13 protein-coding genes are annotated in these 16,727 nt (G+C 40.1%); 6 read left to right on the forward strand and 7 right to left on the reverse strand.

Annotated elements, in window-relative coordinates; all coding sequences use genetic code 11:
• The 5 genes from ACXAFV_RS14555 to ACXAFV_RS14575 all read left to right on the forward strand — a co-directional run bounded on the left by ACXAFV_RS14555 (position 1) and on the right by ACXAFV_RS14575 (position 6,881).
• Entirely contained in the window at positions 1 to 1,473 is a 1,473-nt protein-coding gene (locus ACXAFV_RS14555) for a heme ABC transporter ATP-binding protein (RefSeq protein WP_475127492.1), read from the forward strand.
• 281 nt (positions 1,474 to 1,754) lie between these two features.
• On the forward strand, positions 1,755 to 2,708 hold the full coding sequence (locus ACXAFV_RS14560; protein ID WP_475127494.1) for an LCP family protein: 954 nt from the start codon (positions 1,755 to 1,757) through the stop codon (positions 2,706 to 2,708).
• Between the two features lie 523 nt (positions 2,709 to 3,231).
• The gene (proC, locus tag ACXAFV_RS14565) at positions 3,232 to 4,077 is read left to right on the forward strand and encodes a pyrroline-5-carboxylate reductase (RefSeq protein WP_475127495.1); all 846 of its coding nucleotides are present in this window, start codon (positions 3,232 to 3,234) and stop codon (positions 4,075 to 4,077) included.
• 130 nt (positions 4,078 to 4,207) lie between these two features.
• Complete coding sequence (proB, locus tag ACXAFV_RS14570; RefSeq protein ID WP_475127496.1) at positions 4,208 to 5,323, forward strand: glutamate 5-kinase; 1,116 nt, start codon at positions 4,208 to 4,210, stop codon at positions 5,321 to 5,323.
• Positions 5,324 to 5,618: 295 nt separating this feature from the next.
• The gene (locus tag ACXAFV_RS14575; RefSeq protein ID WP_475127498.1) at positions 5,619 to 6,881 is read left to right on the forward strand and encodes a glutamate-5-semialdehyde dehydrogenase; all 1,263 of its coding nucleotides are present in this window, start codon (positions 5,619 to 5,621) and stop codon (positions 6,879 to 6,881) included.
• 75 nt (positions 6,882 to 6,956) lie between these two features.
• Here the strand turns inward: ACXAFV_RS14575 and ACXAFV_RS14580 are convergent, their stop codons facing one another.
• The 6 genes from ACXAFV_RS14580 to ACXAFV_RS14605 form a co-directional block, all read right to left on the reverse strand.
• Positions 6,957 to 7,697, reverse strand: a complete 741-nt coding sequence (locus tag ACXAFV_RS14580) for a 3'-5' exonuclease (RefSeq protein ID WP_475127499.1) — start codon at positions 7,695 to 7,697, stop codon at positions 6,957 to 6,959.
• The gene (locus ACXAFV_RS14585) at positions 7,697 to 9,610 is read right to left on the reverse strand and encodes a DUF294 nucleotidyltransferase-like domain-containing protein (RefSeq protein ID WP_475127500.1); all 1,914 of its coding nucleotides are present in this window, start codon (positions 9,608 to 9,610) and stop codon (positions 7,697 to 7,699) included. Before ACXAFV_RS14585 ends, ACXAFV_RS14580 begins: the two co-directional genes overlap by 1 nt.
• Positions 9,611 to 9,748: 138 nt before the next feature.
• Positions 9,749 to 10,285 carry a D-glycero-alpha-D-manno-heptose-1,7-bisphosphate 7-phosphatase gene (locus tag ACXAFV_RS14590; protein ID WP_475127501.1) on the reverse strand — a complete coding sequence of 179 codons (537 nt, stop codon included), beginning with the start codon at positions 10,283 to 10,285 and terminating at the stop codon, positions 9,749 to 9,751.
• A 221-nt stretch (positions 10,286 to 10,506) separates the two neighbouring features.
• Positions 10,507 to 11,700: a class I SAM-dependent rRNA methyltransferase gene (locus tag ACXAFV_RS14595; protein ID WP_475127502.1), complete on the reverse strand. Its 1,194-nt coding sequence runs from the start codon at positions 11,698 to 11,700 to the stop codon at positions 10,507 to 10,509.
• A gap of 133 nt (positions 11,701 to 11,833) precedes the next feature.
• Positions 11,834 to 12,673: an alpha/beta hydrolase gene (locus ACXAFV_RS14600; RefSeq protein ID WP_475127504.1), complete on the reverse strand. Its 840-nt coding sequence runs from the start codon at positions 12,671 to 12,673 to the stop codon at positions 11,834 to 11,836.
• Positions 12,674 to 13,227: 554 nt separating this feature from the next.
• Positions 13,228 to 14,460 (reverse strand): aminopeptidase, encoded by a 1,233-nt coding sequence (locus ACXAFV_RS14605; protein ID WP_475127506.1) that lies wholly within the window; start codon positions 14,458 to 14,460, stop codon positions 13,228 to 13,230.
• A 118-nt stretch (positions 14,461 to 14,578) separates the two neighbouring features.
• Between ACXAFV_RS14605 and ACXAFV_RS14610 the strand changes: the two genes are divergently transcribed.
• Complete coding sequence (locus ACXAFV_RS14610) at positions 14,579 to 15,247, forward strand: DUF421 domain-containing protein (protein WP_475127508.1); 669 nt, start codon at positions 14,579 to 14,581, stop codon at positions 15,245 to 15,247.
• Between the two features lie 168 nt (positions 15,248 to 15,415).
• On the opposite strand, the gene ACXAFV_RS14615 is transcribed toward ACXAFV_RS14610, so the two are convergent.
• Positions 15,416 to 16,672, reverse strand: coding sequence for a helix-turn-helix domain-containing protein (locus ACXAFV_RS14615; protein WP_475127510.1), 1,257 nt, complete (start codon positions 16,670 to 16,672; stop codon positions 15,416 to 15,418).
• Positions 16,673 to 16,727 lie beyond the last annotated feature (55 nt).

Consider the following 16,727-nt stretch of genomic DNA (forward strand, 5'->3'; position numbering starts at 1 on the left):
ATGCTCGATGTCCATCGATTATCTGTGGGCTATGAAGAAACGTCTATCATAGAGAACATTGATTTCCAAGTTGAAACAGGTGAATTCTTCGGCATTTTAGGGCCAAATGGGAGCGGGAAGACAACGCTCTTAAAGGCACTCTCGGGGATCCTCCCCCATACATCAGGAACAGTCAATCTGAATGGAAAATCCCTGGCTGATTATTCCGCCAAAGAGTTAGCGAAACTGGTAGCCGTGCTGCCCCAAAACTCCTCGCACTCCTTTTCATACAGTGTGAAAGAAACGGTCATGCTTGGGCGCTACCCGCATCAGAAAGGAATTTTTAAATCGATTTCCTCCTACGATGAAGAAATTGTTCATGAGGCCATGACTCAGACGGGCGTAGAGGGTCTGCATCATCGTAAACTTGATGAGCTGTCAGGAGGAGAAAAGCAAAGGGTGTTCCTTGCCCAGGCCCTTGCCCAGGAACCGAAGATCATCTTGTTGGACGAACCGACTAATCACCTGGACCTCTCTTTTCAAAAAAGCTTGCTCGAATTATTAAAGAAACAAACAAAAGAGCGTAACTTGACAGTCGTCTCTATCTTTCATGATTTAAACCTTGCAAGTCTTTATTGTGACCGGCTCCTTCTTCTGCAAAAGGGTATGACCAAAGTAGTCGATCACCCCGAAGAAGTGTTGAAGGAAGAACATATTCAAGAGGTCTACGATACAGAGGTAAATAAACAAGCCCATCCACATGTAGCCAAACCTCAAATTGTCATCCTGCCTGATGAGAAAACAGGTGATGAAACGGTGGAAGCGCGTGAGAAGTTCCTGACAGTTTCTACTGAAATGATCACCTATCAGTCACCCATTTACATGAAGTGCATGTCCTCAGGGGTGATCGGTTCAGGATTTGGATGGTACAAAAATGTAGTGAACCGATACGTTTCCCCCGAATATGACTGTACCGATTACCGGAGGGATATGATAAATTTCCTTGAAGAAAAGGATTTTGATCCTTCTTTCACAGTTGGAATGATGACAGCAGTGAACCTGGAGGATGTGGAGTATGGTTCGTTCACTGTGGATGAGCATTCAATTTTTGTAGTCGTGACGGCAGGTGTAGGGAATGCTGTGGATGTGACTGGCACTCACCTACTTCCTCAAGAGATGAGGCCGGGCACGATCAATACTTGGGTATTTGTCAATGGAAAGCTTTCAGATGAAGCTTTCATAGAAGCCCTTGTAACATCCACTGAAGCAAAAGTCAGGGCGATGCAGGAACAAGAAGTGTATGATCATAGGACCGGCACACTCGCAACCGGTACACCGACAGACAGCATCCTGATCGCTTCGACCCATCAAGGGACGGCTTATCCCTTCGCCGGGAGCGTCACCCCGCTTGGGAGGCTGATCGGAAAGGGTGTATTTGAAACAACGAAGAAAGCCATTGAATCTTATCGTCACAGAAGCGGGAAACCGTCATAAGTGAATTATCAAGTAATTGAAAGCTGGGTCGTTAATTATACAGACTCAGCTTCTTTTTTATATAGAGGAAAGGACAATACGTTTAATTCCACAGTATATAAGGGTATTAACTTCAGAACCTAAAAAAACTCACGATATCTTATTAATTATGGTACGATAAAATTATCATGCTGGAAATTCATGCATGTCCCTCCATAACCTGAGTATTGAGTTAGGATGGATAGTAGAGTAGAATTTCTCAATAGCTTGCTGTCATTTCATTTTGCAAAGAAGGTGGAAAAATGGATTCAAGACTCGATCGCAAGAAACGAAAGAAAAAACGTGGCAGAAAAATGATCATAGTGCTATTATTAATCATTTTATCGTTATTAGGCTATTCAGCTTTTCAATTTTATAACGGATATCAGATGGCTGATGGCGAACAGAATATGAAAGAATATAAATTTAACGGGGTCAAAGACGAAAATGGCAAGATAAACGTATTGTTATTGGGCGTAGACAGCAGGGGGGAAGAGAAATCCCGCACTGATACTATGATGCTCGCACAAGTAGATCCCAAAACGAATGAAACAAAGCTGGTCTCTTTTATGCGGGATATCTATGTGGAGATCCCCGGATACCAGAATTATAAGTTGAATACCGCGTTTTACTTAGGTGGACCGGAATTATTAAGAAAAACGATCAAGCATAATTTTGATATTGATATTCAGTATTACATGATGGTAGATTTTAAAGGATTTGAACAATCAGTTGATATCCTTGCTCCAGAAGGTATAGAAATGGACGTCGAGAAAGCGATGTCTGAAAATATCGGAGTCTCCCTTGAACCGGGAGTCCAGAAATTAAATGGGAAAGAATTACTAGGCTATGCCAGATTCCGTCAAGATGCAGAAGGGGATTTCGGACGGGTTGAGAGACAGCAAAAAGTCATCACGGCTCTAAAAGGAGAAGTTCTGACCATCGACGGTGTCACCAAGCTGCCTAAACTCGCTGGCTCCATACAGCCTTATATTCAAACGAACATGTCTAAGCTTGATCAGATTTCCATTGTTAAAGATGTTCTCTTAAGTAATAGCGATGAAATCGACAAGCTGACGATCCCAGTTGAAGGTTCCTATGATTTCGGAAGCTATGAGGGAGTAGGTTCAGTCATCGAATTGGACTATGAAGAAAACATCCAGGCGCTTAAAGATTTCCTGAACGGGAAGAGCTCGGATGAAGTAACGGAACAATAATATATTGTAGAATGCACATCGGACGTTTTCGTCTGATGTGCATTTTTTATTGTGTGGGTGATCGGGGATGTCGGTCTGGCAGTTGTATCCTTATTTTCCCAAGTGACGGAATTATCGACGGAATCGAAAGATTAATGGTCGATAGTAAAAGATTATCGGCCCAAACTAAAAGTTTACTGCGATAAACGGCAATATTCCGTCCACTCAATCTGATAAAAGCCGCTTATTCTTAGAAAGCAAACCAAATAATTCTGATTATACGGGATTATCAGTGATTTGAAGCTCTCAGAGGGCATTTGAATCACTGAAAAGGGAATGATAACGCTTCCACTTTCTTTTTCGGCTTATTCCTTACTACTTCCTATTATCGCCTTGATATCATCTACCAGCATGTTACGATTATAAACGTTGTGAACAAAGCACAAGACAAAGCAAACATTCAAATTTTATTTAACAATAATAATGAAATAAACAATCAATATTAAAACAACCTTATTAAATGAATGGAACGGAGTGGATAGGCTTGTTGAAAAATAAAACAGTAGCTTTTTTAGGTGCAGGTAATATGGCTGAAGCAATGATTTCTGGAACGGTTCATAGCGGAAAGATCCCTAAAGATCAAATTATTGTTTCAAATCGAAGTAACAAAGGAAAACTTCAAGAAATCAATGAAAAATATGGTGTGCGCACCCTGTTAAAAGATGAACTTTCTTTTGGAGAAATCGATATCCTCATACTTGCTATGAAGCCTAAAGATATAGATAAAGCGTTAGATTCCATTAACCATCTTGTAAAGAAAGATACAGTCATCATGTCAGTTCTTGCAGGAATTACTACTTCCCATATGGAGGAACAGCTTCCTGCAGGTCAATCAGTCATCCGTGTGATGCCGAATACGTCAAGTATGCTTAAGGAGTCTGCCACAGCTATAAGTGCAGGCAGATTTACGTCAGAAGAAGATATGAAGAATGCGAAAGAATTACTTTCAAGTATCGGTGAAGTATATGTAATTGATGAAAGTAAAATGGATATTTTCACTGGGATTGCCGGAAGCGGACCAGCTTACTTCTATTATTTAATGGAACACATCGAAAAGACTGGAGCAGAAGCTGGATTAGATCCGAAGCTCGCACGTAAGATCGGTGCACAGACAATCTTCGGAGCAGCTAAAATGATGCTGGAACGTGAAGAAACACCAACACAACTAAGAGAAAATGTAACATCCCCTAATGGCACGACAGCTGCCGGACTTGATGCATTAGCAGAGTTTGGTGGAGGAAAGGCTATCTCAGAAGCTGTAAAAGGAGCAGAAAAAAGATCCAAAGAAATAAGCTCTGAATTACAGTCCCGACAGTTAGTAACGAACTAATAAACACTTAAATAAAACCTCTATTAAAACAAATTACCATTTAAAGAAGAACGTGAAATACAGAAATACAAGTCCGTCCCTCATCACAACTATGGGACGAGGGACGGACTTTTTTACTAGGAGTGATTGGATGTCCCAAGAAAATAAGAAGAAACGCATTGTGATCAAGATTGGAAGTAGTTCATTAACGAGCTTGCATGGAGAGATGAGCCGCAGAAAATTAGAACGTTTAGTGGATGAAGTTGTACGCCTGAAAGATGACGGTCATGAAGTATTACTTGTATCTTCTGGAGCTGTCGCTGCAGGATACCGTAAACTGGGCTGCTTAACACGTCCTAGCTCTCTGCCTGAGAAGCAAGCCGCAGCTGCAATTGGTCAAGGTTTATTAATTGAAGCTTACTCTGATCTGTTTATATCGCATGGCTACGTCGCTTCGCAAATTCTGATTACTCGTAGTGATTTTTCAGATGAAGACCGTTACAACAATGCACGCAACACGATTAACGTTCTGCTGGAACGAGGCATCATCCCGATTGTAAATGAGAATGATACGGTAACAGTGGATCGTTTGAAGTTTGGAGACAACGATACCCTTTCAGCGAAAGTAGCAGCTTTAGTGGACGCAGATCAATTGATCATTCTGTCTGATATTGATGGACTATATGATTCTGATCCACGTAAGAACCCTGAAGCAGAATTGTTGGAAAGCGTTACGGAAATCAACGATGATATTGAAGATATGGCAGGAGAACCGGGCAGTTCAGTAGGTACCGGGGGCATGCGCTCTAAAATTGATGCATTCAAAATTACAATGGCATCAGGCATCCCTGCATTTCTTGGGAAATCCGGTAACACCAATATCATTTATGATGCCGTGCAGCATACTGCGAAAGGGACGTATTTTGAATCAGCAGATGATGCAGTGAACTTGGATTCCAAGAAGCAATGGATTGCATTCAACTCAGGTCCAGAAGGTGAAATCACCATCGACCTTAATGCAAAAGAACGTATCCTTGAACAGAAAGAAAGCCTGACAATCAATGATATTTATACTGTGAAAGGTCGCTTCGACAAAGGTGCTGTCGTAAGAATCCTGGATAGTGGAAATGAAGAAGTCGGCCTCGGAATGGTCAACTTCCGTTCAGGCCAACTAAAAAATCCATCAGACATCAAAGACGACCAAATCGCAGTAGAAATAGACCACCTGGTATGCCACATCGAAGTACCGATTCCAGTTGGAGTGTAAGAAACTTTCGGATTCAGGGACTTAATGATATTGAAATAAGGATTAATATTATTTTCTATCAAAACTGCTCTTGTTAATGGGTATTCTTCATAATATTTCGACACTAGCGGTTGATTGGAGTGCAAGTTGCAGACTCCTGCGGGAAATGCGGAGTAGGGGAGACCCCGCAGGCGCAAGCCGAGGAGGCTCCCCACCCGCCCGCGGAAAGCGGAGACTTGCACGGAAATCATAAGCGGTAATTAAAGTGATTGACCAATATACAATTGGCAATACAAAATAAATCAGGAGGCATTTGATGACTTTAACAATTGAAAAAACCGATGTAAAAAAACAAGCGATGAAGGCAAAAAAAGCTTCTAAAACATTAAGTTTATTAACAACCGAACAAAAGAACAAAGCATTGCATAAAATTGCTGACCACCTGGACGCAAATTATCAAACTATCTTGGATGAAAACGAAAAAGATCTTCAAAAAGGAAGAGAAAAAGGATTTGAAGAAGCGTTCATGGATCGTCTTTCACTAACAAAGGAACGTGTGGAAGACTTTGCAAATGGACTGAGACAAGTTGCTGACTTAGAAGATCCAACAGGAAAAATTGTTTCAGATTGGACACTGGAAAATAAACTTCAAGTACAAAAAGTAACAGTTCCTCTTGGTGTTATCGGCATGATTTATGAGGCCCGTCCGAATGTTACAGTGGATGCAACAGGTTTAGCATTGAAATCAGGAAATGCCATTGTTTTAAAAGGCGGTTCTAATGCCATTACTTCAAATAAAGCGATTGTAGATGTCATGCATGACGCTTTGGAACAAACAGATATTCCAAAAGAAGCGGTTCAATTCATTAATACAACTGATCGTGAAGCTACCAATGAATTGTTCACAATGAAAGAATATATTGATGTTCTGATACCACGCGGCGGTGGAGCGCTTATTAATGCAGTGGTAAACAATGCAACGGTACCTGTTCTGGAGACAGGTGTAGGGAATTGCCATATCTATATTGATAAAGATGCTGATGTTGAAAAAGCATTGAATATCCTCATTAATGCTAAAACGGATCGACCAGCTGTATGTAATGCAGCTGAGACAGTCATCATCCATGAAGACTGGTTTAAAGAGCATAAAGATGCATTTACATCTAAGTTAGCTCAATCTAATGTTTCAATTCATGGTGATGAAAAAGTGGTAGAAGCAATTAAAGATGCAAAGCTTGCTAGTGAAGAAGACTGGGCGAACGAGTATCTAAGCCTGGATATCGCAGTAAAAGTTGTAGAATCACTTGATGGTGCAGTGGATCATATTGAACAATATGGTACAAAACATTCAGAAGCCATTGTGACTGAAAATGAACAAACTGCGAAGAAATTCATGATGCTAGTCGATGCAGCAGCACTTTATCACAATGCATCAACACGTTTCACTGACGGCGGAGCTTTAGGATTCGGTGCTGAAATCGGAATTTCAACTCAGAAATTACATGCACGAGGACCAATGGGACTTCCTGCATTAACGACTGTGAAATATATGATGCATGGTACCGGCCAAATCCGATAAATCGATAATAAGAAGACCTTCAGGGGCAATGTGCCCGCTGAAGGTCTTTTTTGGTTGCAGATAACTGCATTTCCTTTACTTATCATTGATGAATTCATGCAATGCCTGAATCGTATGCACCTCTTGTGCATAACAAAGCTTCAGCAGCTTTTCGAATACTTCAGCCGTCATGATGGCATCATTCAGTGCATGATGCCTTGTTCTCTTAGTGATTCCGAATTTTTTTACCATTGCATCCAAGTAGCAGTCATTCCGCTCCAATAATGCATTGGCGAGAGCAAAAGAATCAATGTATTCGGGTAAAAAGGAGGGAAGCTCCCATTTGTGCAATCTCTTTTGAAGAAAATTGATATCAAAGCTTGCAGGGTGTGCGACTAAAATCGTTCCTTTGCTGAATTCAAGAAAATGTTTCAGTCCTACAGGAAGAGTGACGCCATTCTTGAAATCCTTTCTTTTTAAGCCAGTGAATTTCTTTGTCTTTCTTGATACTGTTTGAAGAGGATCGATGACCTTGTAAAATGTCTCTTTCTCCTGAATTTCCCCTTCAGAAACCTTTACTGCCCCAATCGAAATGATTTCATCACCTACTTCAGGGAAGAAACCAGTGGTCTCCAAATCGAAAATGGTAAACGTGCAATTATACAAATGTTTCTGCTGAAGAGTAGGTTTTTCTGATTCAAATTCCTTCAAAGCAGCGGCTACTTTATCATAAGAGGGGCGTGCTTTTTCACCGTTTACCTGAGCCCTGAAAAAAAACTGCTGCCATAAATAATATTTCAGGATGCGATATCCTACATTTATACCAATGTCATTCATTAAACCACCCGATTTCTGTTAAAGCTTATTTCCATCACTTGCTGTAATCGGTTTGCAATCTGGATGGCTTCCTTCAATCTTTGACGTTCTTCTTTGGACAACTCGCGGACATCAATGTCATTGCTTAACAGTTTGCCTTCTTTTAACTCTTTCAGGTTTTGTTTTGTACGAAGATGTAAAAGGATGTTCATGGCCATCTTAACATTCTCTGCATCTCTAGGGTGGAACGCCTGCATGTTTTTCAATGCATTTACTCTTTTGATGGTATTTACTTCTTTCACACCATATTTTACACAGTGAATCCTGATCATATTGACAATCTGCAAAAGGCCAGATTTCTTGATGTTGAATAAGTGGTTCTTGGGCTTCAGGTTTACTCTGCCCAATGGTCCGACAGGGAGCTTGAAGCGCAATGCATCTTTTCTAAGAAGCTGCTGCATGTTGAGGGAACGCTTTGATTTTTCAGCCAGATAGTTACGGATTTCCTCAGCAATCGAATAGTCACCATAGATTGGCCGGAAATCATAAAACATCGTTGTATTCTGAACTTCTTGTGCATCCATTTCATGCAGCCATTCATCGATCGCTTTTTTCCAATCCGTATAGGATCGTTTCCATTTCTGCTCTTTTGCCATTATTCCGCCTGTACATTCAGGGAACCCGCATGCTGCAAGTTTATGATTTAACTTTTCTGTAAAGGCTTGAAAATACGTATCAACCCTTTTCGTATCTGACAAATGACTGTAGTCATCCAATATGATTCCGTTATCCTGGTCGGTATGAAATCCCTGCTCACTCCGTCCCTGGCTTCCCATTACAATGAAACAATAGTTGACGGGTGCACGTCCAAATCCTTCTACCCGCATTTCTTTCTCAGTTAACTGAATGATTTTTCGGTGCAGTCGGTCATTGTAATTACTGATGACTTCACATACATCATATCCCGGGCTGTCCTGCAGGAGAAGGTCACCGATGAATTGCTGGAAGGTTTCACTTTTGACAGTAGCCAGTTGAACCAATTCTTCCTTACTTACTGCTTTTTGAATCCGATATGATAAATCGAGGTAATTTGAGTCCTGAATATTTAGGAATGAGCTGCTTGTAAGCACTCCTACAACCGAATCATTCCGTATGATAGGCATAAAATCAACTTCTTCATGTTTGAAATAAGATAAGGCTTCGTATGCGAAGGACTCATCTCTGATCCAAAAAGGGTTGCATTTCATCCAATCCTTCACTTTTTCAGATCCAGTCGGCTCAGTTAGATAGGAGAGAATCTCTCTCTGGGTAAGAATTCCTTTCATTTTTCCGTTCGAATCCACTGTGACCAACCCGTATGTATCTCTTTCTTTCATTAACTGTGCAGCTTCAAGAATCGTATCATCTTCACCGATAAAAGAAGGGAAGTCCATCAGATTATGTACTTTTGTACGGAAAAGAGAGATATTTTCCTCATCATTATCTGACGACTTCGATTTGATTTCATCATATAAAGTCTTCATGCGGTTACCGATACTTTCAAACACAATTTTTGAGAAATCGTTATTTTTTGTCATGATATCAAGCAGGCGCTGCTTCTGTATACGGAACACATTACAATCTTCCATTGCTTGTACCGAAAAAGTCATTTCCCCGCTTGTCAGCATGATCATAATACCAATCAAGTCACCCGGATAGTAAAATCTTAAAGAATATTGCTTTCCGCTTGTCCGGTGAAGGACATTTTTAGCCAGGCCGGAAACCAGGAAATATATGTCAAGTTCTTCGAGTGTTTCGTCTTCATGGAAAAGGAATTCACCTTTTTTAAAAGTAGTATATTTTGAACCCGATAATATATAGTTTAATTGGTCTTCCGTAAGCACATCAAACGGATAGACGTTTTTGACAATTTCTAAAAGTTCATGCTGATCCAAAACGATTCCCTCCATTTCTAACCAGTTCCATAGTACTCTAACATAGAATTCCCTATTTGGAAAAGGATAAAACGGTGATGAGAGAGGGGATAATGAAAAATAAAAACCCTGCTGAATAGAAGGCAGGGGATGGGTTCACTATGAATTTGAAAAGCTTACAACAAACTTTGCTGCTTCAAATAATGACTTAAAGACAAAATCAGCTTCATAAAGCGGAGAAGGAGCATCTGCAATTAATATTGTTTTACATCCTGCTTTCCGACCTGCCTCTATATCCGGTTCTCTGTCACCAATCATAAATGAAGAAGATAGGTCGAGGTTGTATTTTTCTGTAAGGTCAAGAATCATTCCGGGTTCCGGTTTTCTGCATGCACAACCTTCGTTAGGTTTATGGGTGCAGCAGGAAACTTCATGAATCTTTCCTCCTGCTGTTTCAAGTTCCCTGACCATATAATCATGGATTGATTGTAAATGTTCATTTGATAAATACCCAAGACCGACGCCGCCTTGGTTGGTTACGACAAATAAATGATAGCCTTCATCGGTCAATAATTGGACTGCTTCCTTCACACCTTCCAGGAAATAAAACTGCTCCGGCTTGTTCACAAACTTTACTCTTTTTGATTTTACTTCATTAATGACCCCGTCACGATCCAGAAATACGGCTTTATTCAACAATAACACCCCTCATTCGATTATTTTCTACAATGATACATATGATTTGTCGCATCTTGCGGTTTCCAAGGAAATAATGACAGACTATTCTGTCATTATTTCGGAACGAAAATGAAGACTCTCGATATCAAGTTTACCCAATTCAGCTGGTTATTTACACGGTAGAAGGGAAGGGAAATAAGAAAAGGAAAGTCTCTAAAGAAACTTTCCCGTAAAATAAGTCAACGTTTTTGAATAAATACGACCTTCAGATAGTCACCTTGCTTGTATTGGTTAATTGTCTTGAAATCTTCAGGAAGTGTGAATTCTTCCATCAGCTTATAAGATCCATTGGTTTCTTTGAAAGCAGCCTCTATGAATCCTTTGAACTTCTTCATATTGAACGTGCTGCAATTTGTAGATGCTACAATCACACCATTCTTTTCAGTGATGGCGATAGCTTCTTTAAGAAGGTCCTTATAGTCTTTAGAAGCAGAGAAAGTGTGCTTTTTGGAACGTGCGAAACTTGGCGGGTCAAGGATGACCATATCAAATGTAAGTTCTTTCTTCACAGCAAATTTAAAATACTTGAATACATCTTCCACGATAATGTCTTGTGCCTCGTAATCAATCCCGTTGATGCTGAATTGTTCAATTGTTTTACTCAGGCTACGATTTGCTAAGTCCACACTTGTTGTTTCTGCAGCACCCCCAAGGGCAGCGAATACTGAAAAAGCTCCTGTATAGGAAAAGGTGTTAAGAACCCGCTTGCCATCTGCATACTTATCGCGGATCAGCTTTCTCACTTCCCGTTGATCAAGAAATACTCCGACCATTGCACCGTCATTGAGATAGATGGCGAAGTTGACTCCGTTTTCCTTCACAAGTAAAGGAAAGGAAGGGCGTTCGCCATGTACGAAGTCATCTTCTTCCACATACTTTCCTTCAACGGCAAATCGTTTCTTCTGATAAAGGCCTTTATAATTGGGAAGTTTTTTTATTACAGAGACAATATCTTCTTTAAACGAGTAGGCTCCCATGCTGTACCATTGGATAAGGTAGTATCCTTCAAAGTAATCAACAGTGATTCCTCCAAAACCGTCTCCCTCACTGTTAAACAGCCGGAACGCTGTCGTGTTTTCGTCATAGAAAAAATGAAGGCGTTGGTTGACTGCGTTTTGAAACTTTCGATCGAAAAAATCCAGGTCGATCGTTTCATGTTCTTTCCAGCTTACAAGCCATCCGATCCCTTTATTTTGTTTTCCGTAATATCCCCTGGCAATGAAATTCCTGTTGGTATCTACAAGGTTTACGATGTCTCCTTCATTGAGGCCGTCAACAGGGGAACTGACATTCTCCTTGTTTAATAGAGGAAAGCCCTTAAGAAATTGTTTTATGTATTTAGGGTTAGCTTTTAAGGTGATTTCAGTTGTCATGCTTTTCATCCTTACGTTTCGTTAGTCTTGTGTAGTATAGAACTTCTTCAGAGATAACGCAACCGTCATATATGCGCAGGAGAGTAGAACAAAAAAATCTTACCCTGATCTCCAGGGTAAGATTAGTGAGTTATTATTTCCCCCATAAAAAATCACCTGCAAGACGGTCGACTTTCGTTGTCTCATGCAGTCCGCTGTGGGAAATGGAAGGGTCATAAACAATTTTCGATGAAAATTCATTTCGATCATAGATTTTTTCGCTTGCCAGCGCACTTGGTACATTCACGATATCGTCACCCGAACCTGCTATGGACAGCACTTTGATTGCTGGATCGATTAAATGACGATTGTGATACAGCTGTTCAATTGCTTTGGAGTCTGGCTTTAAATCAATCACAGCAGCACCGGTGTTAATTTGGTCATATGAATCCTTTGTCACTCCCAAAAAGGGTGTGGCGATGGAAATGAACTTATATGTTTTTGGCAGAAATTCTTTCCCATGTGCGTTTTCAAGATACTTGGTTGTCGCCAGTCCGCCCATTGAATGGCCGATCAGATTCACATTCTCCACCTCAAAGCGATGATGCAAAAGTTTCATTGCATTTTCGAGCCATATCGCTTGTTTATGCAATGCTGCCCGATTATCCTCGAAAATAACCTGGACGAGAGGAGGGGCAGAGGGGTTCTTGGGTATCGTTCCTTTATAAGATACATTTCCATTTTCGGAAACATAAATTTCCAAAGTCTTTTTTCCCCAGCCATGATGATGCTCAAAGCGGTCAAGCATCGTTTTGAATGAATTATACGTTCCTTTGTATCCATGTACAAATACCGTTGGATATCGTTCAACCTCTGATAATGCTTTTTCGCTTGATTGAACATTAGACGTCTTGAATAAAGCAATTATGATAAAAAGAGAGGCTAGTAAAAGTCCGCTCCAAAATAATGTAGGTTTATTCGTGAAGATTGACAAATGATATCGCTCCTTAAAATCCTATATCTTTATTGTAAGCGATTCGTGCGGTATTGAAAATGTTATAAAAGAAATTTATTTGTCATATTGTATGTAATTTATGGAAATTTAAATATTGCTCAAAAATGAGGGTGGGACAAAACTAAAAAACTACCCCATAACGACGAACAAATTCAGTGTAGACTCTTAATACCGCTAATGATTTCCGTGCAAGACTCCGCTTTCCGCGGGTAGCCCGTGAGCCTCCTCGACAAGTGGTGTAACTGTCCAGCTGCAGGGCTTAGAAGCACATGTCATAAGCCAAACCGACCAAGAAGGCAAAGAACGCCTTCATGGACGATTCGTCTTATGCCACACGCTTCTGGGCAAAGCCCCTCCGCTTTTCTGATAGGATCTTCGTCTTGCTCTCCAATCAACCGCTAGAAAGAGATAAATTTAAATATCCATTTGAACAAATAATAATCCCGAACTAGTTTGCCTATTAAAAGCAAACTAGTTCGGGATTTAGTTAGACTAAAACTCTTCTGTCCGATTTTCTTTAAAGACGTTAGTAATTAAACCCAGTCACCGTTCCTGAAGATTGGTTGGGTTGTCCCGTCTGTTTTTTCTCCATCGATATTTAAATCTTTGGACCCAATCATGAAATCTACGTGTATCATGCTCTCGTTAAATCCGATGGCATTCAGTTCTTCTTGACTCATTTCTTTGCCATTTTCTACACATACGGACAGAGCCCTTCCAAGGGCGATATGACAGGATGCATTTTCATCGAACAGTGTGTTATTAAAGATGATATTTGTATTCGAGATAGGGGAGTTGTGTGGAACCAGAGCAACTTCTCCCAAATAAGATGCGCCCTCATCCGCCGCTAAAAGATTTTTGAGCGTTTCATATCCTTCCCTTGCAGAAAAATCGACTACTTTTCCATCTTTGAATGTCAACGAGAAATCTTTAATAAGAGTTCCCCCATAATTAAGTGGTTTCGTAGAGCTCACCACGCCATTTACGCTTGTCTTATCAGGGATTGTAAAGACTTCTTCAGTCGGCAGGTTCGGTACAAATGGAATTCCTTTATCATTTGTAAACTGGGCGCTTATCCATTTAGTTTGGGGATTGAATCCAATCGTCAAATCTGTTCCGGGTCCCTTATAATGAAGTTTTTTATACTGCGCCTGATTTAGCAGGCTGGCTCTTTCATTCAGGTTACTAATGTGCTGTTCCCATCGTTCAACTGTTTGTTCCTGGTCTGTTCTGGTGGTGTAAAAAATGTTTTCCCAAAGTTTTTCGACTGCCTCAGTCCGTTCAGACTCAGGGAATACGCTCTGCGCCCATTCCTCGGTTGGATAAGCTGCAATCAGCCAGCTTATTTTCCCGCCGCCTATATAAGCTGAGAATTCCTTGGATGCTTCTGCAGCTACCTTATTCAATAGTGCGACTCTTCCGGGATCTGCTTGTTTGAGCAGCGACGGGTTGGGAGCAATAAGGTTCAATAATGCAACGTTGTTCTCAGCCATCTCAATATATCCTTTTTGTTTCCAATGTGGGAATACCTTTAAGCCTTCCTCACTGGATTTTTCCAGACGAATTCTCTTTAACTCTTCATCATGGAAATCTGTCATGACGTGAAGGGCTCCTGCTTCGTATGCTTTTGCCGTAATTTGGCGAACGAATTCATAAGCTGAAATAGGAGCGGAAATTAATAGTTCTTGATCTTTTTGCAGGTTCAGACCAACCTGTACAATAAGATCGGCGTATCTTTCTAAGTTCTCTGTGTAACGTGAATTCATTGTTTGAGTCCCCCTTTAAGTATCCTTTTTAACTATATAACTTTATTCAGAAAATTTCCATTTATTTAAGGGATATTTTCTGTTGGATATCAAATGATATTTACTGATAAAGGAAGTGATGGAAGTGGATTTCGATCTAATATGGAAAGCCATACTTGTTGTGATCGGCGGCACACTATTGTTAAGGATTGCAGGCAGGAAATCAATTTCCCAAATGTCACTTGCCCAAGTAGTCATTATGGTGGGAATAGGATCTCTTCTTGTTCAGCCCATTGTCGGGAAAAGCATTTGGTCCACCTTAATTGTGGGATTAGTATTAGTAGTCTCTTTAGTTGTGGTTGAATATCTGCAAATAAGGGTGGATTGGATTGAAAAGTTCATTACAGGAAGAGCAAAGATCCTGGTCAAAAATGGAGAGTTACAGGCTGATACTCTTAAAAAACTGAGACTCACTGTTGATCAATTAGAAATGAAGTTAAGACAAAATCAAATCCGTTCCCTTTCCGATGTTGAAGAAGTCACGTTAGAACCGAATGGACAGGTAGGATTCGTCCTAAAAGAGAATAAGCAGCCTTCGACAAAAAGTGAAATTCAATTATTGAAACAAGAGATCCATGCATTAAGATTGATGATTGAAAATACATCCCTGGGTGGTAAAAGTCGTTTTACATCTTCGATATCCGCAGCAGAAGCTGTTTCTTCATCAACGATTCAGGAAGGAAACGATTTGTTCAGAGAAGTCGAAACGGGTTCTCATATTATAGAGCCACCTGATGAATTGCAATAAAAAAAGACTGGTCACTAAAAACCAGTCTTTTCAAAGTTGTTATTGTTTAACACTGTATGGCGGAAAATCCTCCTCTGGAGAATTGATGACAACCACTCCGCCCAGTGCCATTGCAGTTAAGCTGGTTACAATGATTAATTGTTTTATCTTTTTCATGATCTCACCTCCCTACAAGGACAGCATATCTTCATAGATGGAATTGGATTCCTTTAAATGAAATGCTGCATTTTTATATTTTCTTACTCCCTGGTAATATTGACCAAGGAATTTAGAATACTCAGCATATAATAGTTGCTCGCCATTTTCTCTGAAGTAGGGCAAAGTATGTTCTTTCATAAAATTCTCAAAACCGTCAGGAAAATCATTCAAGGCATAGTGGTAATAAGACAGTTGATAATATTTATCAGGAAATAAGTCTCTTGAACATAATTTCAAGCCCTCTGGAAGCCAATATCGTACCTGATTAAATTGGTTTAACTTAAAGTACTCCTTTACAAGGGCCAAAACGGAATTGAGTTTTCCTTCCACATCTGATTCTTTAAGTTCAATACTCCTTAAATAGTGAAGGATGGCTTCTTCACTTTTATTCATTACGGATTTTAAATAACCCAGGTTTTGTTCCACCATGGAACTGAGACTGTTGTAATTGATAGACGTGCTAATGAAGTTTGCCCACTCATAATGTTTGAGTGCTTCTTCGCTGTACCTGATTCTCCGGTAGCAAATACCCAGCAGCAAGTGAACTTCAGCACACCTCTTTTGGAAATAAACACCTTGAAAGATGGATAATGATTTTTCCCCATAGTAAATCGCAAGCCTGTACACATTCAAACGTGTTAATACCAGACTGAATAAATAATAAAGGTCCGCTCTTTCTTCTTCATTCACTACACTGCCTAATACATAATAGGTTTCTGCCTCTTTAAGCTCAGCACGTGCTTTCTCATATTCGTGAAGCAGGTAATAATAATTGCCCTTGTACTTGTGATAATAAAACCTCAGTGTATCTGATAATTCTTTGTAATGAGTATGGATATGTATTAAATTGTTCCGGGCATGAACGAGGTCGGAGTGAATCAATTGAAATCGAATGCACAATATTTGATAATAAAGCTGAGGAGTCAAATCATCCGTGTCCTTCAGCTGTCTTTTTATTTGTTCATGATAGCTTTCTGCTTCTTGGAGATTTTTCCATAATAGCGAGTGGTTCCACTTTTCAAGCAGCTGATTCAGTTCCTGTCCGTCGTTTCGGAGGGAGGACACACCAAGACGTTCACATAATAATTCAATAATATCATCAGAGGGTGTGACTTGGTTGTTTTCCAGTTTCGAAAGATATGAGATGGAAATGATCCCTTTTGATAATTCCTCTTGAGTTAAATTTCTTTTTTGTCTATGGAAGCGGATTTTTGAACCAATATTCATGTTCTTACTCCTCTAACCTTTATTGATGTTTTAAAGATAGGAATCACCATGTGTC

This window comes from Rossellomorea sp. ABR4_012 (assembly GCF_056159545.1).